Below are 20,914 nucleotides of genomic sequence, written 5' to 3' on the forward strand. Positions count from 1 at the left end.
CTATATTACAATGGATTTTATATTTTCCTCCCTTTGGATTTATTGTTCTTTGGCTTTTCTTTATGATTCGCAGTGGTTTTTACCGAATTTAAATTGCTTTTGATCACACCGGCAAGAAAAGTTTTTTCCAACGGAATTTGATTTGCTTCAAACTGTATTTGAAAGCCCTCCTCCGATAACCCTTCTCTCAATTCAAAGCCGTGATGTCTATTCCATCCGATCCTGTCAAGCTCATTTTCAATGGGAAATTGTACAGCGATTAAGTCTTTGGGAAATTCTTTATGCGAACTAAAGTCTATATCCTGAAATTCGTGTTTCTTGGGATTATAAGGTATAATATAGCTGTTTTGGTCCTCATCATAGTAATTCTGTATATTCGAAAAGACAATACCTTTAGATAGAAAATCATCTTTGGGTCTCAGCATACCCATACGGATGTCTACGTAAAATAGATGTCCTGCAATCATTATAGTGGGAAGCTGTCCTTTATTGACACGCAAGTCATAAGACTCTTCGTTAATATTTTTTTTAGTTGAATCCATTGTATTATTCATTAAAAGTTATTCCTTACATCATCATTTCAAAAACAAAGGGAAGTCTATAAAAACTCCCCAATGTCGAACCCGTCAGAAGAATTACTTCGCTTTGAAGAAATAATCTCATTATCATTCGAAATGCTTTCACTTAACAATATGGCAATTCTCTTTGAAGCATCTCCTAATGAATTCTCTAAAAGATTAAAAAGCTCGGTCCCATGAATTCTTTGAATAATGTTGACTGCTTGTTGTTCTAAGTCAGGCTTCAGCACGTCCTGTTGAAGCAACTCACCCGCAGTACTCAATTCCTGAAAGGTAACCCCTGTAGCAAACCCGCTTTCAATAGTAGAGTTCTCATATTTCCAATCTTCATTCTCCTGCTCCCATTCATCCTTTTTGACTAGGATATCATCCAGACTTTTAGTCTGACCCACAGTGTCAAATTCAGCTTCTCTGGCTTCTGATTCAAAAATAGATTCTGCTTGTAAAGTAGATTCATTTTGTCTCTCATTCGTATCGATTGGCGATGCTTGTCTCTCTCTTTGTTTTGTATCTCCCATAATAGATGGTAGATTCTTAGTTTTAATAACATTATCTTTTCGACGGATGCTGATTGAAAATTTTTTGTCTACAAGAACTAAAACAAGAATGATTAATAAAGTGATGATGATAATTTGTTCCATAGGATGATTGATTAAAAGATTGGACGGTATTTGTTATTGAAATCATCAGTAATTTCCTTTTCAAACATTTCAAAATGATAAGCCAGTATATTATCCAGATAAGCATACAGAGGAATCTGGTCATCGGCTATGATTTGAATAATGCGTGAGAGGCGTTCGTGATATTCAGGACGGATATAAATACTTTTATCTCCACGCTTAGTCATTGTATGATGCGTAAGAAACTGCTCCATATAAGTTATATCATTACTTTTCTGACTCTTCAACTTATTTTTTATTACAGCTTTCTTTTTTTGGGAATCTGCATTTTGGACATAAACTTCTTTCTTTAGACTTCCTGCCATAATGGACATCAGATATTGTTCATCGATACCATTATCTTCATTGTTATTTTTGTCATGTTCCATTATTTTATAGTTTTACAATTCTTAAAAATTCTTCTATAAATTGATCCATTCTGCATTGAGTTAACAGCTTAGGATCTGCAGGCAGTAATGTTGATCGGAAAACATTCTTTGTAATGGTCTCCCCTTCCTTTCGAAATCTTTTACTATCTGTAATGGTTGTTTCCATAAGAGGCAGCCCTAAATCTGAAATCACTTTACTGTAATTTTTGTAAAGTATCGTTCTTTCTCTTCCATCCACCTGATTCCAGAAAAGATGAATAGCCCGGATTCCTGTTTGAGTTTCTTTCATCAATACATTGGTTAGAACATCAGTAAAACTTAACGTACTTTCCAATACGAGACGATCTGCAGTAATAGGAGAAAAAATATAATGGACATTCGTCAATGTTTTTAAAATACCAACAGTATTCACGGTTCCTGGCAGATCTAAAAATATAATGTCAGGAGTTATTTCCAAGCCATCAACATACCTATCTATTTCTTGTAAAACTTCATCAGTTTTACTCTGAAAAATAGGATAAGCTTTTTTATTAATACTCGTAAATTGTTTGTGAGCCATCTTTTTTAAAATCTCATTCTGCATCACCATTTTCAAATCCCGCTCTCTCATTTGGAGTAAACTGTACTGCGGAAAGTCACAATCAAAGACAGCAACCTGATATCCCATTCGATAATGAAGGATACTCGCCATTAATGTTGTAAATGTGCTTTTTCCTACACCTCCCTTTTGAGTGGAAAAAGTAATAATTGTGGGTTGTTTTTTTGTTTTCATTATATTGAATTTTAATTATTCCGAAATTGAAAGACTGAAGGACAGCAAGCCTTCAAACCATAATAACCTCAAGCATGATATTTCGCCATAACGAATGCTAGCTATCACCATTGAAAACTGTATTGGCTTCCAGCATTAGTGAATGAATTTTATTCGTCTTGCAATCCTGATAGATTGAATTTCTGACTTCTATCTGTCAAAAATGATATCACGAAAGCTGGCCTTCCTGAAGGCAATAATGCAGGATTTCCAGAGTCAAAGAATTCTATCGGATTTGCAGTTAGTCCTGCCCTCCATCTGATGCAAATGAAAAATATTTCTATTTCACTGCTTTTATAATGGTAGTTCTTGGCAGTTCACTTCCTTCCTTGGCTTTGTTTACTATTCCGTTTCTCTAATTGAATGTGATTTACTTTGTTTTAGAAGATTGAGGAGTTTTAAATGGTAGTGTCCGAATAGCATAATGCTATAAATCTATTCTATTCAAGATATTTCCTTTCACCCGAAAGGGGCAAGTTATGTTTTGAGTGCCTCATAACTTTTTTCGTGCCTCAAAACAACTTGCCCTGGCTGGGGCCTTAAAAACCACTCCGAAGTCGTGATTTTCTTAACATTAAATTGGATAATATGGATGCAAATAAAAACAATAAAGGTGGGCGTAAGCCCAAGCTGAACCCAAGTAAAAACAGATATGTATTTAGATTGACCGATGAAGAAAATGTTGGTTTTCTAAAATTATTTGAATCTTCAGGTATGAGCAATAAAGCAAAATTTATTACAACAATTTTGCTTCAGAGAGAATTAAAAATTGTCAAAGTGGATGTTTCAACAATGGATTATTATACTCAACTCACTAAATTCTTTTACCAGTTTCAATCGATTGGAAACAATTATAATCAGATTGTAAAAATTTTATATCGAAATTTTACTGAGAAAAAAGCATCTTTTTATCTCTTTAAACTGGAAAACCATACCAAAGATCTGGCATTAATTTGTAAGCAAATTATAGAAATCACTAAAGAATTTGAGCAAAACCATATTCAAAAAACTTCTGAAAGATGATCGCTAAAATTGGAAAAGGTGAAAATCTTTGGGGTGCCCTCACATACAATCAGCAAAAAGTAGACAACGAAAATGGAACGGTTTTATTCACTAATAAGATTCCTGATTTGTGGGATCGACCTTATTCCGTTAATTTTTTTCATAAGTATTTTGAACCCTACTTGATTGCCAATAATAAAACTGAAAAACCGGTAAGACATATTTCCCTTAATCCTGACCCTAACGATAAGGTTGATGACAAAGATTATAGAGAAATGGCTCAGCAATATATGCAAGAAATGGGTTATGCCAACCAACCCTATGTCGTTTTTAAACATACGGATATTGACAGAACTCACATTCATATCGTAACCACATGTGTACAGATCGATGGGAAGAAAATATCAGATCGCTATGATCACCCCCGATCAATGGAAGCCTGCAGAAAACTGGAAAAACAATATAACCTGAAAGTCGCTGGTGAGAACAGAAATTTAAATCAAAGCTCTATTTTTAAACCTGTAGATTATACTAAGGGAAATATCAAAACACAATTATCATCCGTAATAAGGCATATCCCTAAAACCTGTGGCTTTCAAAGTATGGGTGCTTATAACGCTTTACTTTCTCAATTTAATATTTCCTGTGAAGAGGTTAGCGGAGAACTGCATGGAAAGATGAGAAAGGGAATCGTCTATTTTGTAACGGATGAAAATGGAAAAAAAATAAGCAATCCTTTTAAATCATCCCTTTTCGGTAAACATGCAGGAGTAGAAAATATTCAAGCATGTATTGAGAAATCTAGAATAAAAATAAAAAATGATCCTTCAAAACATATTCTTAAAAGAACGGTAGAAACTGCACTCAGCACGAGTAAATCGGAAGCTTCTTTTAAGTCTCAACTATTAGAGCAGGGAATTGCTACAGTTATTAGAAAAAATAATCAGGGAAGAATATATGGAATTACATTCATAGACCATAACTCCAAATTAGTCTGGAATGGCTCTCAACTGAGTAAAGAACTATCTGCCAACTCATTCAATACACGGTGGAATGAGTTAGAAATAAAGCGTGAAACAAAATATGATCGTAATGATCACTTTAATTTATCTGATGAAGTATGCACAGAACAATTTCTTACGGATAGCATCAGCGGAGTTTTTGACGGATTCTTTTCCAGCTTATTGTCGTCAGATACAAATACGGATCAGGAGGAACAAATTTTTGCATCTCAAATGAAAAAGCGCCAAAGAAAAAGAAGATAAAAAATAATCTTCTATTGCACAAGCTGTCTTATTAATATACTAAGAGAGCCAAAGACAGACAACTTATGCTTGCAACGACGAATTTATAGTTGAGAATACGTAATCCTGTATTTATGCTTCTAAAATGTAATATGCAGGGTGAAGACGATTTAAGAGGACTTGCCAAAATCATGGCGTTTATGCGAGCGGTAAGCATTATTATAGTACTAATGCACCTCTATTGGTTTTGTTACGGATTTTTTGCAAAGCAACAATGGACGCTGGAACTCATCAATAAAATACTTCATAATTTTAATAAGACAGCAGGCCTTTTTTCTCAATCTATTTATTCTAAGCTGTTCGCAATAGTTTTATTGGCTTTGAGTTGCCTCGGAACAAAGGGAGTCAAAAATGAAAAGATCACATGGAAAAAAATTAGTGTTGTTTTTTCTATTGGTTTTCTATTATTCTTTTTAAACTCAATCCTCTTACAATCTGCCAGCAGTTTTACTCCTGTACTTTATATTCTATCTACTGGATCCGGATATATTCTCCTAATGCAGGCGGGAGTATGGATAAGCCGCCTTCTGAAGCATAACTTAATGACTGATGTTTTTAACAGTGAGAATGAAAGTTTTCAGCAGGAAACTCAATTACTCTATAATGAATACTCGGTTAATCTTCCCACAAAATTCTATTATCAGGGAAACTGGCATCAGGGATGGATTAATGTAGTCAATCCGTTTCGTGCGACCATTGTTTTAGGGACACCAGGCTCGGGAAAATCTTATACTGTTGTCAACAATTATATTAGACAGCATATCGAAAAAGGATTTGCTATGTACATCTACGATTTTAAATTTGATGACTTGTCAACCACTGCGTACAACCATCTTTTAAATCATTCCGATGCTTATACAATAAAGCCGAAATTCTATATCATCAATTTTGACGACCCCAGAAAAAGCCATCGGTGTAACCCCTTACATCCTAGTTTTATGACAGATATTTCAGATGCATATGAAGCCGCCTACACCATTATGCTGAATCTTAACAGAAGCTGGATTCAAAAACAAGGTGACTTCTTTGTTGAAAGTCCCATTATATTGTTAGCGGCGATCATATGGTTTCTTAAAATTTATGAAAACGGCAGATACTGCACTTTTCCACACGCTATTGAACTGCTGAATAAAAAATATGAAGAGGTATTTACGATATTAACATCTTATTCCGAATTAGAGAACTACCTCTCTCCTTTCATGGATGCATGGCAAGGCGGTGCACAGGATCAATTGCAGGGGCAAATTGCATCAGCTAAGATTCCTTTGTCTAGAATGATCTCACCACAATTATATTGGGTAATGACCGGAGACGATTTTTCTTTGGATATCAATAATCCAGATGAACCTAAAATATTGTGCGTAGGTAATAATCCTGACCGTCAGAATATCTATTCTGCTGCTCTGGGATTATATAATTCAAGAATTGTTAAGCTGATTAATAAAAAAGGACAGTTAAAAAGTTCTGTCATTATCGACGAGCTTCCCACAATATATTTCAGAGGCCTGGATAATTTAATTGCTACTGCCAGAAGCAATAAAGTTTCTGTATGTCTTGGGTTTCAGGATTTTTCTCAGCTGACAAGAGATTATGGAGACAAGGAAAGTAAAGTGATTCAGAATACAGTCGGCAATATTTTCAGCGGGCAGGTAGTTGGAGAAACAGCAAAAACCTTATCTGAACGCTTTGGAAAAGTGCTGCAAAAAAGACAAAGTATATCCATCAACAGGAATGATACTTCTACCTCCATCTCTACCCAATTGGATAGTTTGATTCCTGCTTCGAAAATTTCTACCTTGACTCAGGGATTTTTTGTTGGTGCAGTATCTGATAACTTTGACGAAAGGATAGAACAGAAGATTTTTCATTCGGAGATTGTTGTGGATAGTGTTAAGCTTTCTCAAGAAATGCAAAACGTTCAGAAAATACCGCTGATTCGATCCTTTATTGACGAAGATGGAAATGATTCGATGACCAAACAGATCCAAGATAATTACAAAGAAATTAAGGCTGATATTCTTAACATCATCACGAATGAGATGGATCGAATAAAAAATGATCCTGATTTGCAGTATTTAATCAAAAATGATTAAAATAGAAACCTCAAATACAGTATTATTTGAGGTTTAATTTGATATTCAGTTATTCAGCTTCATGAGTCATAAAATGCTGGTTGAGATTGTCCCCGACCAGTTGAAGAAATTTGGTTGGCCCCTGTTTCCTGGTGCGGATTTCAAAGACGGTTTTATGGAAATTGCCAAGATCGCAATCCAGTGACTTTTCAACAAATTTTATGACTTCACTTAATTCTATATTCCCCCCATTAAAACAACGCATCTGGTAAAGGGCATAGATCAATTCTATAAGACCAACCTTTGATCCCGACCAGCTAAGAGGAGAAAGTAGTTTTGATACTGTATCTTCATTAGAACCTTCAATCTGTCTTTTTAAATAGTGATCAAATTGCTGATTGGAAATAAATCTGGCGATCATATGATCGTGTGATGTCGTAAAATTGGGATCATAGTTGTAAAAACCTGATGATAGCTTCATTTTCAAATCATAGGAATTACGGACAAATATTTTATGGTCAAGATAAGTCGCCTCACGTTTATAATAACTGTAGAATTCGGAATGTTCCAAATAAAAGTTCTTTAACTTCTCCTGCTCTGCCTCATAATATTTCTTTAAAGTTTTACTTCCCGCAGCCGGCTTATGGGCCTCAATATCCAGTACCGAAGAGTAATAGATAAATTTTGAAATAAACTGTGGTTTTAGCTTCTTAAAAAAAAATACTTCCTCGGCAATATGATCAAAGTGATGGTTGGAAACCAGAAGCTTCAATTTTCTTATAGACTCGTCAATGATGAGTAAAGCCTTTTCAGAAATTTTGATCATATCATTTCCATCTGCGTAGACTTCGTTAATCTTTACATCCAGATCTTCCAATAACTGTGAAGTTCTTTTAAAAATAGTTTTTGTTACCATGTCCTTTTTTCAGGAATTTACAAAGATTACAATAAAAAAGTTTCTATTCCATTTTAAGTTCTTCTTTTCTTTTGCGAATAAAATCTGTTGGTCTTAATCCATTGACTTCATAAAATAGATCTGAAAAATGCTGGCGAGTTGAAATACCCGATTCTTCAGCGAGAGCTTCAATCGTATACAAAAGGTATTTCCTCTCCGAATTTAGTAATTGTGTGATATAGGAAATTCTAAGCCTATTGATATAAGTTTTAAAATTTTCACCTTTATTTTCATTGATAAAAGTTGAAAGATAAGAAGTATTAGTATTCATTTTTGTAGCTAATATTCCTAATGTCAACCCTCTCTGCTTAAATCCGTTTTCAATTTCAAATTGCCGAAGTTTCTGATCCAATTCTTTATAAAGTTCTTCGGGGAGCCCAGTTTTTACAGAATTACCAATAACATCCTGTCTATCAATAATTAACATATCATATTGTTTATTATTTAATCTGTCCTGCAGTAGCAGATACTTCAATTTTATATGTTGTTCCTTATGATACTTCAAAATGAATAGACAGAGAAAGAATATTGTTGATACAATAAATACAAGCATGTACATCATCCGATGCGAACTCATTTTCTCCAATCTGTTTTTACTTTCAGTGAGTAATCTCTTATCATACTCCCTGTGTATTTTTGATGATAGGTAGGTAAAGTCTTTGCCGATAAGCTTGTCAACCTTCAATAGCTGCTTCGTATAATACAGCTGCTTTTCCTGATCGCCTTTCTCTGAATAGTACATTATAAGATCTTCATATGCTGGTCTTACTTCAGGAAGGATAAATGTATGCCGGTTGAAAATAGAATCAACCTTCTCAAGATAATAAATACCCTTATTTTCATTACTCACCATATGGTTCTTTCCCAGGTAATAATAAATAACAGATAACCAGGAAAAATCATTTGATTTTACGATCTCTTGTAAAGCTGAACTTAAATCATGTATACTTCCAGCGTAATTTTTATGGTGATACGCCGAAATGCCACGGCATTTTAACAGATAGCTTTTTTCCAGTAAAAATCTATCCTGATCAGCAAGTTGCAGTAAAGCATTTTCAACAAGGCCGTCTGCCATATCATATTCCTTAAGGTTTCGATAACAGATCACCATTTGATGAATAGAATTATAATAGCCTCTTTTAAAATTGAATAACGTATTTGGATGGCTTTTTTCTTTACTCTTTTTTTCAAAAAAGGCACTGCATTGTTTAAACAACTCTAAAGCTTCCTGATAAAATCCCAAATAACTTTTTACAACCCCCAGGTGATATATGATTTTTTGATGTAAATACTCATCCTTACCATTTTTAGAATATTCATAAGCTTTCAGATACTCTGCCAGGGCAGGTTCATATTTTTTAAGGGTAAAGTAATAAAAGATTCCTTTACCTAAATAGGCATCACCGATAAGTTCCGGCTGCTTTGACCTCAATGCTGCATAGATAGTACTGTCTGCATAGGAAAGTTTTCCTTCATTGGACGGAGTGAAATATACAGCAAACTTATAAGCTTCCGAAAGCCTTGCAAAATCAGAATCCTTCTTTGCTTTTGATATATAAATCCTTAAATACCTGAAAGCTGTCGAGTCATTCTTTTTAAGATTTTCGTATTGACTTCTGAGCCAAACATAATCATTCCTGTTTTCCTCTGCATGGAAATCAGTGATGGAAAAAAACAGCAACAATGTTATCATGATACATTTTGAGGCCATCATAGTGATTAGTTTTTAGCTGAAAGAGTCAAATTTAGCCAAAAAAAGACAACTAAAGCCAGATAACTAATTAAATCACAATAATATGTGACATTTACTATCAATCATTCATCAATAAAGAGATTTTACAAAATTATAAACGTCATCATTTATAAATGATGACGTCTTGTTTTGAAAAGCTGATCCAATATCAGTTTTTTATAGACCGGTTTCCAAATACCTTTGGTTTAAGAATTCTAATAAATACCCCTGACCGGTTGGGAATAACTTAAATCAATATTAATATGAAAAAGTATATTCCTCAGATGATTTTAATCTTAGCATTAAGTGCAATAGCTTTAAGCTGCAGACAGAACGATATAATGGACGAATCAGAATCCCAGATCATCCATAATCCTGAAAACAGGAAAAATTTTTCCAAAAAAAATCAGGATACAATACTAAAAGACATAAATCCGGCAGCAGATCCACCAATAAAGGATACTCACGATTGGCGGATAAATGAAAATAATCCTTAAAATATTAAAATATGATTCCCCATCACTTATCCCTCATCTGTAAAACAGGCTTACCATGTCCTAGAAGTGGAATTTGGGAAAGTATGGGGAATTTCAAAACCACCTGTCCAATTTCTAAAGGTTCCAAAATGCCGGATTACTGTGGAGAGAAAATAAAGTGGATCCTGATAAGAGCAATATAAATTAAAACTTACATCATGAAGATATCAACAACCTCCATCAGCATCATAAGCTACTTCTTTGTTTTGTTGTTTGTGTATGCTGCCGTGAGCAAAATACTTGATTTTGAAAACTTTCAGGTCCAGATTGCACAATCACCATTATTGAGTAGCTATGCAGGTATCACTTCATATGCCGTGATTATTGCAGAACTTTTGATATGCATTTCTCTAATACTACCAAAATATCGTTTATACGGTTTATATAGTTCGCTTGGACTCATGACCTCATTTACTACCTATATTTATCTCATTATTCATTACAGTGAATTTATACCCTGCTCCTGTGGAGGTATTCTCGAAAAACTAGATTGGAATGAGCACCTTATTTTTAACATAGGCTGTATTATCATTGCTATCATAGGCATTTTTCTTTCTCTTAAACTAAGACAAAGAATTTTAACAACATCTTTATGGATTATCTCTCTGATCATCCTTAGCTTTTCGCTGGTAATGATCCTCTTCTTTTCCTCCGAACAGATGATAAAGAAAAATAATAATTTCATAAGGCGTTTTCCCCATCATCCAATTTTACAGGATAAGAGTCTCGATTTAAAGGCTAATTCTTATTATTTTGCAGGTACCAGTAACGGAAAAGTAATACTCGGTAACTATATCAGCCCGCTCACCATCACTGAGATTGATTCCACTTTCACTACTTTCACCCAACATACCCTTACGCTGGATTATTATGACCACCAATTTAAGTCTTTAACGCTTTATATCCGTGATTCCCATTTCTACCTTGCCGACGGAAGTGTTCCTGTCATTTATCGTGGGAATCTCAATAATCTTTCTGCAAAAACCCTGAGTTACAAAAAGATGTATTTTGACCAGCTACAAATATTGGACTCTACTCATATAGCATTCAGAACCTTTAATCCTAATATCAAAGTGCGTTCTTTAGGGATATTACAATCAATCTCCGGCAATTATCATCTGAATAACAATATCATCAAAAAACAAAAGGACGGTCTATTTGATACAGACGGACAGCTAATTGCAGACAGCTATACTAATACCTATTATTACATCTACTTCTACCGTAATAAGATCATTACAATAAAAACTCCTGACAATTCTTTTTCGGAGCAAAACACTATTGATACCACCCATATTGCAAAAGTTCAAAGTACTATTCTTTCCAATGGAAAAACAAAGATGACTGCTCCGCCTGTTGTAGTGAACAAAATGGCAACAGCGTGTAAAGGGATCTTATTTAACCGATCTAATCTTATGGGAAACTATGAAAATAGAGACCAGTGGAAGACCAATGCTATTATTGATATGTACAACACCAGAAATAAAAGTTATAGTGGAAGTTTTTATATACAAAACCGCAGCAACCATAAAATGTCCGGAATGCTGGCAACATCAAAGTATTTCTATTCACTTATGAGTAATGAAATTGTCCGCTATCGTTATGCGCAGACCATTACGGACGATTTCAAAAAAGGGGAAGCCGAAAACCTTAGATCAGAGTAGGCAAAACGACAAATCCAATCTTATGAAAAAGTTTATTCTGCCTGTCGCCATTGTGATGATAGGCGCAACATCTGCTCTTGCGAGCAATGTCAGCAAAAGCAACACGAAAATCCCTGCGACAGGATACGTATTCCGCCCTGCGGCAGCTATTAAATGTGTCAATGCCCATGTTCAATGTGACACATCAGGGAATGTTATGTGTACCGCAGATCTCGGAAATGGTCCTGAACAACTCTATCAGAGAATCAGTGATACTTCATGCCCCAATGCACTTTTTGTAAAACCTTAATTTAATAAAGGATGCCCAAAAGGCATCCTTTATTTGTTAATTAATCCCGTTTATCACTTCCCTTCATCCAATCAGCTTTTATCCCATCATTAAGGTGATATTCAAACCACTGCTCTACTCTTCGGGCGATATCTATTTTATTGGATCTCTTCCAGAAACCATGAGCCTCATCCTGATAAAACAAGGCGACGACTTCTTTTTTATTTCTTTTCAATCCAATATAAAACTCCATGACCTGATTCCAGTCTATATTTCTGTCATTGACTCCTGTCCATAAGAAAATAGGCGCACTGATTTCGGATACACTATAGATCGGGCTGTTCTGAATATACAGTTCTTTATAGTCCTTCAAACTTCCAGGCATTTTATACTGTCCATTTTCAAACTGCCAGTAAAAAGGCCTCAGGAAATTGTAATTATATGAAAAATAAGACCGTACCAAATCACTGTTTCCAGCTCCCGAGGCATAGGCTTTAAACCGGTCTGAATGGGTGGCTATAAAATTAGTCTCATATCCTCCATGGGAATACCCTATGAGTCCCAGTCTTTTAAAGTCAATGGACTTCAATCCAGATACAGCATCGAGAGCACTGTTCACACAATCCAGAGCCGAGAATCCAGTCCCTCTTTTGTCAAAAACAATATCAGGAAGAAACACAAAATACCCACCCTCAAGATAAGAACGTATGTTCAGACCCTCCGTACGTTCGAAAAACCCATCTCGCAGATACTGATTGCCAAAATGGCTTTGTCTCGCATAGACAATAGTGATCATGGGGTAACGCTTTAGATCTGTGAAATCCAAAGGGTAATACAAAATACCGGTAAGGTCTGCTCCTTCAGAATTTTTATAGCTTATCCTCTCACTACGAATCCTTCCAATCTCCATGTCCTTCCGGTTGCTTTTATAAATGATTTTTGCTTTCGAGCCGTTAAATACTTTTATATAGGCCGGAACATTGTAATCCTCAATACAAGCCTCCAGCAGGATGCCATTCTTATGTTCTATTTTATCAATCCGTTCTCTTGTAGGAGCCTGCAGCATTACCTTTTTCCCTGATTGACAAGAATACGAAAGAATGGCAGTTTGATCATTCTTTTTATCATACATTTTTATAATCAGGGACTCCTTACTATTATATAGATTCTGGCCTCCATTAGGATAACCACTTATACCCTCTCCCTGAATTGGATTTACAATGGTAGAATGGAACCCATCCAGTAAGGAAATTTTCACCAAATCACCAGTATCTGTTTGATACCGCAACAACCCGCCCTCTGTTTCAAACAGGATATATTGATCATCTTCTGAGAAATAGGGATCTCCCGTATCCGCTATTTTCAACTTTTTTTCAGCCAGTCTATACAAATCATAAAGCACCCAATTATTGCCGGGATTAGACAGTATATACCTTCCTGTAGATCCATAATAGAGGATATACCCTCCCTTCCCGATATATTGCTGTTTTCCATTCCCAACTTCATAACGGTACAAATCAAACTCAGGGTACTGGTGTACATAATCCTGATTTTTATAGTAATTATAACTGATAACATACGTACTGTCTCCAATATTGATTTTCTCCAGCGCTTTATCATCAGTATCCATTCTCAGACTGTGCAGCTTCGGATCCCAGACTGCTATTTCTTCCGACTCACCACCATGAAACTTCAGTTCGAGTTTACGATCATCCGCATTCCAGATGTCAGGATTACCGGGAAGCTTATCTGGATCATCACCATAGGTGAGCCTGACCAGAAAACGCTCTCCGGTTCCCAGCCGGGAAATAGTGGCCGCTTTAAAGTCCCGGCTCGTATCACTGTTCAGATGAAATACCTCTTGGGTTTTGCTAATATAAACCAGATCCGTTTTTCCATTTTTTTCTGTAATCCATGCACTGGCCCCCTTGTCTGACCATCTGCAATCCAGTATTTTCTGATCAGTTGAATAGATTGCTTTTTTAGGCTTCCGCAGATCATACAGGATGTTTTTCCCGGCTTCCTTTTTCACAAAAAACACATCACTCCCTTTTACAAAAAAGCTTGTAACATTTTTATAGCTGTCTGCCAGATCTCCCTCCTTCCAGATTTCCAGATCAGTCCCTGAAGATGAAATTCCCCGTAATACCAACCATGTATTCTGAGACTTTACAAATTCTGAACTGACGATCTGATTCCAGCTTTTACTCAGTCCTGAATTAAGGTTAATCATTTCAGCACTGCCCTTTCTTATTAAAAGAAGATTTGAACGGCCTGTAAAATGAAATTTGGTTACCCCTGCATACTGTTTCACGTTCTCAGCCCTTTTACGGTTTACCAAAACAATGGTGTCCCTGCTTTCCTCATAGGTTTTCCGGAATGCGGTCCACTTTCCGTTGGGTGATGTTTCCGGAAACATTATTGTATACCGGAGATTGTGATACCTGGGATTAAACCTGTCTTTTTTAACCGTCTGGCTGATCGCGTCTATAGAAAAAAGCAGGATCATGATGTATAATAGTTTAATAGCCTTCATTCTGAGGATTTAAATTAGGGTTGAGTAAGAGTTCATTAAGGGGTATGGGCCAAAGCCTGTGGTAAGGCTTCCAGTTAGATTTTAGGGCGGTAAGCTGCTGCAGCTTTCCCATTCTTTTCAGATCAAAGAACCGTTGTCCTTTCTCTGTAAAGAATTCCCGCCGTTTTTCCTCCAGGAGTTCATTAAGGAACATTTCCTGCGTTAGCCCTGCTGTAACAGCAGCAAGACCTGCTCTTTGTCTTATACGGTTAAGATAAACAGCGGCTTCTGCGATTTTTCCCTGCTGTGCCATCGCTTCAGCCAGGATACAATATCCCTCTTCCAATCTGAAAAGAACCGAATACTCTGTCGTATTGGGGGCGAGGTTTTTATACTTATAGGCCCTGTACCATGTCTTTCCGTTAAAGCTCACAGGAAGTGTCCAGAACTGCTTTCTAAGGTCTGCATCAGAGAATAAAGCCATAAGATCCACGGAAAGCGCATAAGAAGAAGGTGCGGCATTGGCAAAATAATACTGTAAAGCCTCCGCAGTGCCATCATTTTCATTCTGAGGCTTCATCTGCCAAAGGATATGTTTTCCTGTGTTTAAAAACACTTTCTTTACATCCTCCTCAAAACTATACATTGGACTGCTGATCACCTCCTTCCCCATTTGTTCTGCCTCCGCCCACTTTTGCCGGGACAGATACACTTCAGCCAAAACCAGCTGTGCCACTTTACGGTTAGGATATAGCCTTTCTGTTGATGTATACTCATCAGCCAGCATAGCTGCAGATTTCAGTAGATCCTTTTCAAGGTGATCCAGCACCTGATTTTCCGGCATCCTCTGAAGGCTTTTATTGATTGTAAAATCGGTTGTTTCCGTGTAAGGTACATCTCCAAATAAACGCTGAAGATTAAAATAAATCATTGAACGCACCAGGAGGGCCGTTCCGGCAATACGCTGTCTATCATTCACCGGTATCGATGAAGACCTCTCCAGCCCTTCTGCAATGGAGTTCGCCATATAAATTTCTTTATAAGCATTGCGCCATATCAGTTCCACGCTGATATTCCCTGAAAGCTGCTGGTTATGATAAATATCCTGGGCTGCATTGGTATTACTGATGAAGTAGGCATCTAGTTCATCGGTATAGCTTGATAAAAAGGCTGCGAGGCCGTTACTTCCTCCCGAAAACATGGAGTTATCCCTTATTTCTGCCATCAGGTTAGCCAATGCAGCCTCTGCTGTGTGGGTATCTTCAAACACAGCAGCGGTATTGATCTGGTCCGTGGGCGGATCAATTTCCACCAGTTTTTCACAACTGGACAGGAATATCAAAAAAATGAGTCCTGCCCCGATTATTATATGAGTATTGTATTTCATGATTTAATATTTAAAAGTTAAGCTGTATTCCAAAGGCAAAAGTTTTAAGCGGCGGAAGATATCCCGCTACACTGAACTCAGGGTCCAATCCAAAGTATTGGGTCCATGTCCAGAGATTTTGCCCCTGTAGATAGAGTACTGCATCCTTAAACAAACTGTCCCGTCCTTCTATCCTGTAATTAAACTGCACATTTTTAAGCCTGATAAAGGAGGCATCCCCTATGGCTGCCGTACTGTTCCTCAGGTTGGCTGTCAATCCGTTCACGGTGGCATTCCCACCTGCTGAGTAAGGCATTACCATTCCTGTGGGGTTATCCGCTGACCATACATTGAGAAAATCGACAGGCATATTGTTCATAGTCCCAGGTACGGCCATCCCTTTTATATAGTTCCAGTTTCTCTGTTTCACGAAATACAGCAGAAACGAAAGGCTTATATTTTTATAGGATATCTGGTTTTGCCAGCCTCCGTAATATTTCATACCTATGTTTTCTATGGCTTGTGCATCTGCCGGGGCTGTTATCTTCCCGTCTCCATTAAAGTCCTTGAACCTGTACTGGCCCGAAACCGGATCAATCCCCTCAGACTCAAACACCCGTACCATTGAGGTTGGATACCCTACCTTATAAGTATTGGCATAAGTAGAGCCTTCCAGTCCCGGAAATGCGATCAGCTTGTTTTCTGGAATACTCAGATTAAATCCGGTTTCCCATCTTACAGGAGCTGATTTCAAAACATTGACATTAAGCGACAGTTCCCAGCCTCTGTTTTCCACGGTAGCTCCCAGATTAGCCGTCACATCTGAGAAACCGGTTATAGAAGGCAGGGGAATTCCTACCAGCTGATCCGTTGAACGGTTCCTGTAAAATGCTGTGGTCAGCATGATCCTGTCCTTTAGAAATCCCAGTTCAAGAGCTGTTTCCAGCTTTCTTGTCTTTTCCCAACTATAAGCAGCGTTATAAAGCCTTGACGGATAAAGCCCTGTTACCCCGTCATAATTCGAGTCCCCTATCGTGTAGGTATTCAAAAACTGGTAATCCCCTATAAAATCACTTCCTGTGACCCCATAGCTTGCCCGTACCTTTCCTGAGCTCAGCCATTTCCATGAATCGAATATCGATTCTTTTGTAAATAACCAGGCAAGACCTGCCGCTCCAAAATCCGCAACCCTGTTTGAAGGCCCAAACCTGCTTGATGCATCACGCCGTCCGGTTATATTCAGTATATAGCGATCTTTCCATTTATAATTGATCCTTGCATAGATGGCTGCATATTTATAGGGATTCACTACCTGATTGGAGATGATCTTCGTTGAAGCAGCCCCAATATTTCCGATAAGGGCATTGCTTGCAAAACCTACCCCTGTCATTGAAGACAGTTTTGTTGTTGTCTGTTGAAAAGAAGTTCCTATCAGAATATCCAGCTCATGATGTCCCAGCTTTTTTGCCCATGAAAGCTGAGGTTCTATGATATAGGAGAACATGGTATTGCCGCTTTTGGAAGCTGAGGAATTTGCCGAAGTCATTCCATATGAAGGATTGTACATGGTACTGGGCTGTAAGGAAAGTTCCTCCAGATTCTGGTAATTAACCCCGCCATTGGCTTTCAATACAAAGTCTTTCCAAAACCGGTATGACAGATTCACATTGGAATTCCACTGCAATACTTTATTCGAATAGGTACTCTCCAAAGCCGCTAATGGATTGGTAAAGGTATTGTTCTCCCAGTTCAGGCTCCCACCTGCTGTGTAAAGCGCCGGAGCATTGGGACTCAGGTTCAGTGCTTTTAGGGTAAGATCTGTATTGACAACATTATTGGAAAGCGATGAAAACATATTGGAAGCCTCTATCCTGAATATTTTATCCACCGAGCTGTGGCTGAATGAGGAATTCAATATATTGGTCTTATAGTGAAAATCACCGGGAAATACCGTTGTCTGGTCATTGTGGGAAAAGCTTACTAAAAAACTACTGTTTTCTGTCCCCCCACTAAGGCTTGCCTGGGTGGTAGTTCCTTCCGCTGTCTTCCCTATCAGTTCCTTCTGCCAATCGGTATACCAGCCCTGATTCCAAACTCCATTGACATCATATGCATTGGCAGGGAATCCCGATATTCCATCATTCTTATAGGCCTCTCTGCGCATAGCAAGATACTGCTCGGTATTCATCATTTTCATACGGCTTCCCACCCTGCTTATGCTGTACGCAGTACTGATCATCCCACCCAGTCTCCCTCTCTTTCCTTTTTTAGTCGTCACCAGCACCACCCCATTAGCTCCCCTTGATCCATAAATAGCTGTTGCATCTGCATCTTTAAGGATTTCAATACTCTCTATATCATTAGGGCTGATGGCATTCAGCGGACTGATATTCTTCAGTGGAATCACCCCCACCGAAAAAGTTGAGTTCAGCTGTCCTCCTATGGGAACTCCATCAATTACGTAGAGGGGCTGATTGCCATCCACCACACTATTGGTCAGATTCCGTAAACTGTTTCTTCCCCGGATCTGGATATCGTACCCGCCTCCTGCCACTCCCGAGCTTTGGGTAATGCTTACTCCTGTCACCCTTCCCTGTACTGCTGACAGTACATTGGTTACGGGCTGATTTCCGATCTCCTTAGCTCCCACCCTTGCAATACTTCCCGTACTCTCCTTCTCTTTCACTTTATAATACCCTGCATTCAGTACGATCTCTCCAATTCCGGTTACCTGGGTTTTATCAAAAGATGTATCCTCAGAATTCCTGCTAAGGGTAACGTTAATGATCTTCTTTCCCTTCGTATTATTTTCACCGATACGATTTTCCTCACCCACACCATCGCTATCTTCCAGCTTCACCTTTTTAAGCGGATACTCATCATACCTGAATACCAGTACCGGATTTTTACCGGTAACCTTTATTGTATAGCCACCTGCACTACCTGTTACAACTTTCTGATCCGTTCCTTCCTGAAATACTGAAACCCCGCTTAAAGCACCTGATTTCCCTGTGACGGTACCTGAAATCTCACGTACCTGTCCTATTGCTGAACAAGACACCAGCAATACCAGCCCAAAAGCCATTTGAACATGACTCAGGCTGCAAAAGTTTTTTTTCATACTTTTGAATAAGTTTAATTTATTAGACAATGCTCTTTCCTGCCAAGCGGTCAACTTTTATGGAAAGGGCTTTTTCATTTTCCTATGGTTTTATTTTTCTATTTTTTTGTAGTTACTTCCTGTTCTTTTTCTATCCTTTCTATTTACTTTCATTTCGTTTGTTATTATTTCCCCCTCCTTTCTTACGCTTCTGAATTCCTCTCTGAAGAATAATATATGCCGCATCAAGCATCCTGTTCAAATGGATATAAGGTCCAACCAGATTCCCTTCCGGTCCATATCTATAGACTCTAAGAGAGTAATAGACAATTCCGGAAATAAAGTAGTCAAACTTCCGAGCATTATATTCCTCAAAGGCTCTTTCAAAAACCAAGAGTGGATTTTCATATTCTTCGTGAGACAGAGCACCCATCATCAGTAATGAGCTCACTCTTTCCCCTTCCTTCACTTTCCATTTCCCAGCCTTCCTGCTTATCCTATCACCTTCATGGATCAATAAGCGCAGTGATTCATAAAACTTCAAAACGACAGAAGGTTCTTCCTTTATCCAGTCTTTCCCATTTACCGCATACTGCATTATGGAACTGAGCATCTGTTTTACTGCAACCAGATCGTTACTCTGAAAGAATTCCTCAATACCCCGTAGATCCTCCCCCTTCTTCCTACCCGGTTCAACAGCCATTTCTTTATTTTTCAATGTTTTTTAGTGTAAATACCCATTTCAAAAACCATGTAGGAGAAACCCAAGACAAAGCATAAAGCTCCTCCTTACAAGGTCAAATGTGAATATGAATGAAATCTGTGTTCCCGTGAAAGCCCTAAAGCCGCAATGGATTGTACACCCCATTGTACCGTATCAGTATACCTCTATTTTGTAAAGCGGCTTAGAATAAAAAGATAATTGTAGAAAAGCAGAACTGCATCAATAAAAAACGGCATGGGACTCTACAATATCCGATCTGAGGCACTGGTATACCCTACGTACAGATAAGAGAGCCCACGCCTAGGTCGTGAGCTTCCTGCTTATCATCTTGTACGTTAAAAATTACCAGTTTTCAGATCAAGACTCTAAGCAATAGCTTCTAATATTTAGTTGAAGTATCGCAAAGTTACATTTATTGCAACCTATTTTACAAATATAAAGAAAAAAAAGAACATCATTCGCTATAACGAACAGTAAATTTCAATTAAATCTCTTGTTTTGAGTAATGAATATTGTGGATATGCAAAATAAAGATGTTTTGAATAGAAAAAATGCTTTAGTAAATAAACATTTATGTAATTTTATTGAAAGTAAATTTCTTCGTGAATACTATGATCAGGAGGGTAATATTGTTTCACAAAATAAGTATGCTAAACTATGCGGAATTACATCTTCTACAATTTCAAAATTGAAACTACCTGCAGGTTATGATGTACCAATGTCGACAATTTATAATATACTTCGACATGAAAGATATTCATTAGAAAAATTCTTTAAAGAATTTGAAAATGTGAAAGGTATCAATATACCAGATTAAAGGCAATCATCATTAGATATTATTAATTAATCTCCATTCAGTATAAAGTTACCAGCACGAAAGTGATGAATCGAAAACTATTGCAGATGTAAAAAATTAGATGATTTTGCAAACAAAGAATCTACATCTTTTCGCCAAACCTTACAATTTCATCACATACTGGTAAAAATCCTTTATGATTATTGGAGCTTTTCTCCTAAAATTGAACTAGTACTAAGACTTTTTTAGGTTATAAAACTATTATCAAATCCATAATTTATTAACGTTTCGTAAAAATTAATCTTCAATTTGATTATCAATCAAATACATTTATATAAATTTAAGATTAGTAAATAATTCTAAAATTCTACTCTATGTATTTATTAATTACTTCAATGGTCTTTTTACTATTAGGTTTTGCATTACGTTATTGGATAAATCGG

At 37.2% G+C, this 20,914-nt stretch carries 18 protein-coding genes; 8 read left to right on the top strand and 10 right to left on the bottom strand.

From position 1 onward, the window contains the following. Positions 1-17: 17 nt before the first annotated feature. From EG344_RS23520 to EG344_RS23535, 4 genes are read right to left on the bottom strand one after another with little or no spacing between them, the layout of a single operon-like run. Positions 18-542, bottom strand: coding sequence for a hypothetical protein (locus EG344_RS23520; RefSeq protein WP_123911688.1), 525 nt, complete (start codon positions 540-542; stop codon positions 18-20). 56 nt (positions 543-598) lie between these two features. Beyond that, complete coding sequence (locus EG344_RS23525) at positions 599-1,219, bottom strand: hypothetical protein (RefSeq protein ID WP_123911689.1); 621 nt, start codon at positions 1,217-1,219, stop codon at positions 599-601. Positions 1,220-1,230: 11 nt separating this feature from the next. After that, positions 1,231-1,626: a DUF3408 domain-containing protein gene (locus EG344_RS23530; protein ID WP_123911690.1), complete on the bottom strand. Its 396-nt coding sequence runs from the start codon at positions 1,624-1,626 to the stop codon at positions 1,231-1,233. Positions 1,627-1,630: 4 nt separating this feature from the next. Beyond that, positions 1,631-2,398, bottom strand: a complete 768-nt coding sequence (locus tag EG344_RS23535) for a ParA family protein (protein ID WP_123911691.1) — start codon at positions 2,396-2,398, stop codon at positions 1,631-1,633. Between the two features lie 627 nt (positions 2,399-3,025). Here EG344_RS23535 and mobA point away from each other — a divergent pair. The 3 genes from mobA (at position 3,026) to mobC (ending at position 6,836) form a co-directional block, all read left to right on the top strand. After that, on the top strand, positions 3,026-3,460 hold the full coding sequence (gene mobA, locus EG344_RS23540; protein WP_123911692.1) for a conjugal transfer protein MobA: 435 nt from the start codon (positions 3,026-3,028) through the stop codon (positions 3,458-3,460). Continuing rightward, complete coding sequence (gene mobB / locus EG344_RS23545) at positions 3,457-4,704, top strand: conjugal transfer protein MobB (protein ID WP_123911693.1); 1,248 nt, start codon at positions 3,457-3,459, stop codon at positions 4,702-4,704. Before mobA ends, mobB begins: the two co-directional genes overlap by 4 nt. A 131-nt stretch (positions 4,705-4,835) precedes the next feature. Next, positions 4,836-6,836 (top strand): conjugal transfer protein MobC, encoded by a 2,001-nt coding sequence (mobC, locus tag EG344_RS23550; protein WP_123911886.1) that lies wholly within the window; start codon positions 4,836-4,838, stop codon positions 6,834-6,836. 49 nt (positions 6,837-6,885) lie between these two features. Here mobC and EG344_RS23555 read toward each other — a convergent pair whose 3' ends face one another. Further along, entirely contained in the window at positions 6,886-7,731 is an 846-nt protein-coding gene (locus EG344_RS23555) for an RteC domain-containing protein (protein ID WP_123911694.1), read from the bottom strand. 43 nt (positions 7,732-7,774) lie between these two features. After that, complete coding sequence (locus tag EG344_RS23560) at positions 7,775-9,484, bottom strand: helix-turn-helix domain-containing protein (protein WP_123911695.1); 1,710 nt, start codon at positions 9,482-9,484, stop codon at positions 7,775-7,777. A gap of 281 nt (positions 9,485-9,765) precedes the next feature. On the opposite strand from EG344_RS23560, the gene EG344_RS23565 reads away from it, so the two are divergent. Genes EG344_RS23565 through EG344_RS23575 form a run of 4 tightly spaced genes read left to right on the top strand, consistent with a single transcriptional unit; the run spans position 9,766 to position 11,991 of the window. Further along, positions 9,766-9,999, top strand: a complete 234-nt coding sequence (locus EG344_RS23565; protein WP_123911696.1) for a hypothetical protein — start codon at positions 9,766-9,768, stop codon at positions 9,997-9,999. A gap of 11 nt (positions 10,000-10,010) precedes the next feature. Further along, the gene (locus EG344_RS24120; protein ID WP_164464497.1) at positions 10,011-10,181 is read left to right on the top strand and encodes a hypothetical protein; all 171 of its coding nucleotides are present in this window, start codon (positions 10,011-10,013) and stop codon (positions 10,179-10,181) included. Between the two features lie 15 nt (positions 10,182-10,196). After that, on the top strand, positions 10,197-11,702 hold the full coding sequence (locus tag EG344_RS23570; protein WP_123911697.1) for a MauE/DoxX family redox-associated membrane protein: 1,506 nt from the start codon (positions 10,197-10,199) through the stop codon (positions 11,700-11,702). 22 nt (positions 11,703-11,724) lie between these two features. Further along, complete coding sequence (locus tag EG344_RS23575; RefSeq protein ID WP_123911698.1) at positions 11,725-11,991, top strand: DUF6520 family protein; 267 nt, start codon at positions 11,725-11,727, stop codon at positions 11,989-11,991. A 40-nt stretch (positions 11,992-12,031) separates the two neighbouring features. Here EG344_RS23575 and EG344_RS23580 read toward each other — a convergent pair whose 3' ends face one another. The 4 genes from EG344_RS23580 to EG344_RS23595 all read right to left on the bottom strand — a co-directional run bounded on the left by EG344_RS23580 (position 12,032) and on the right by EG344_RS23595 (position 19,669). Next, positions 12,032-14,506, bottom strand: a complete 2,475-nt coding sequence (locus tag EG344_RS23580; protein WP_123911699.1) for an alpha/beta hydrolase family protein — start codon at positions 14,504-14,506, stop codon at positions 12,032-12,034. Continuing rightward, positions 14,493-15,872, bottom strand: a complete 1,380-nt coding sequence (locus EG344_RS23585; RefSeq protein WP_123911700.1) for a RagB/SusD family nutrient uptake outer membrane protein — start codon at positions 15,870-15,872, stop codon at positions 14,493-14,495. The genes EG344_RS23580 and EG344_RS23585 overlap by 14 nt, the downstream gene beginning before the upstream one ends. A 10-nt stretch (positions 15,873-15,882) precedes the next feature. Then, on the bottom strand, positions 15,883-18,972 hold the full coding sequence (locus EG344_RS23590; protein WP_123911701.1) for a SusC/RagA family TonB-linked outer membrane protein: 3,090 nt from the start codon (positions 18,970-18,972) through the stop codon (positions 15,883-15,885). A 139-nt stretch (positions 18,973-19,111) separates the two neighbouring features. Then, entirely contained in the window at positions 19,112-19,669 is a 558-nt protein-coding gene (locus EG344_RS23595) for a hypothetical protein (protein WP_164464498.1), read from the bottom strand. A 526-nt stretch (positions 19,670-20,195) separates the two neighbouring features. Between EG344_RS23595 and EG344_RS23600 the strand changes: the two genes are divergently transcribed. Then, the gene (locus EG344_RS23600) at positions 20,196-20,492 is read left to right on the top strand and encodes a hypothetical protein (RefSeq protein WP_123911703.1); all 297 of its coding nucleotides are present in this window, start codon (positions 20,196-20,198) and stop codon (positions 20,490-20,492) included. Positions 20,493-20,914 lie beyond the last annotated feature (422 nt).

This window comes from Chryseobacterium sp. G0162 (assembly GCF_003815715.1).
In the GTDB taxonomy this organism is placed as follows: domain Bacteria; phylum Bacteroidota; class Bacteroidia; order Flavobacteriales; family Weeksellaceae; genus Chryseobacterium.

Excerpts from the sequence above, each read along its gene's own strand:
- EG344_RS23585 (WP_123911700.1), bottom strand. The coding sequence starts at position 15,872 with ATGAAATACAATACTCATATAATAATCGGGGCAGGACTCATTTTTTTG.
- EG344_RS23525 (WP_123911689.1), bottom strand. The coding sequence starts at position 1,219 with ATGGAACAAATTATCATCATCACTTTATTAATCATTCTTGTTTTAGTT.
- mobC (WP_123911886.1), top strand. The coding sequence starts at position 4,836 with ATGCAGGGTGAAGACGATTTAAGAGGACTTGCCAAAATCATGGCGTTT.
- mobA (WP_123911692.1), top strand. The coding sequence starts at position 3,026 with ATGGATGCAAATAAAAACAATAAAGGTGGGCGTAAGCCCAAGCTGAAC.
- EG344_RS23555 (WP_123911694.1), bottom strand. The coding sequence starts at position 7,731 with ATGGTAACAAAAACTATTTTTAAAAGAACTTCACAGTTATTGGAAGAT.
- EG344_RS23565 (WP_123911696.1), top strand. The coding sequence starts at position 9,766 with ATGAAAAAGTATATTCCTCAGATGATTTTAATCTTAGCATTAAGTGCA.
- EG344_RS24120 (WP_164464497.1), top strand. The coding sequence starts at position 10,011 with ATGATTCCCCATCACTTATCCCTCATCTGTAAAACAGGCTTACCATGT.
- EG344_RS23560 (WP_123911695.1), bottom strand. The coding sequence starts at position 9,484 with ATGATGGCCTCAAAATGTATCATGATAACATTGTTGCTGTTTTTTTCC.
- EG344_RS23600 (WP_123911703.1), top strand. The coding sequence starts at position 20,196 with ATGCAAAATAAAGATGTTTTGAATAGAAAAAATGCTTTAGTAAATAAA.
- EG344_RS23530 (WP_123911690.1), bottom strand. The coding sequence starts at position 1,626 with ATGGAACATGACAAAAATAACAATGAAGATAATGGTATCGATGAACAA.
- mobB (WP_123911693.1), top strand. The coding sequence starts at position 3,457 with ATGATCGCTAAAATTGGAAAAGGTGAAAATCTTTGGGGTGCCCTCACA.
- EG344_RS23570 (WP_123911697.1), top strand. The coding sequence starts at position 10,197 with ATGAAGATATCAACAACCTCCATCAGCATCATAAGCTACTTCTTTGTT.
- EG344_RS23575 (WP_123911698.1), top strand. The coding sequence starts at position 11,725 with ATGAAAAAGTTTATTCTGCCTGTCGCCATTGTGATGATAGGCGCAACA.
- EG344_RS23590 (WP_123911701.1), bottom strand. The coding sequence starts at position 18,972 with ATGAAAAAAAACTTTTGCAGCCTGAGTCATGTTCAAATGGCTTTTGGG.
- EG344_RS23580 (WP_123911699.1), bottom strand. The coding sequence starts at position 14,506 with ATGAAGGCTATTAAACTATTATACATCATGATCCTGCTTTTTTCTATA.
- EG344_RS23535 (WP_123911691.1), bottom strand. The coding sequence starts at position 2,398 with ATGAAAACAAAAAAACAACCCACAATTATTACTTTTTCCACTCAAAAG.
- EG344_RS23520 (WP_123911688.1), bottom strand. The coding sequence starts at position 542 with ATGGATTCAACTAAAAAAAATATTAACGAAGAGTCTTATGACTTGCGT.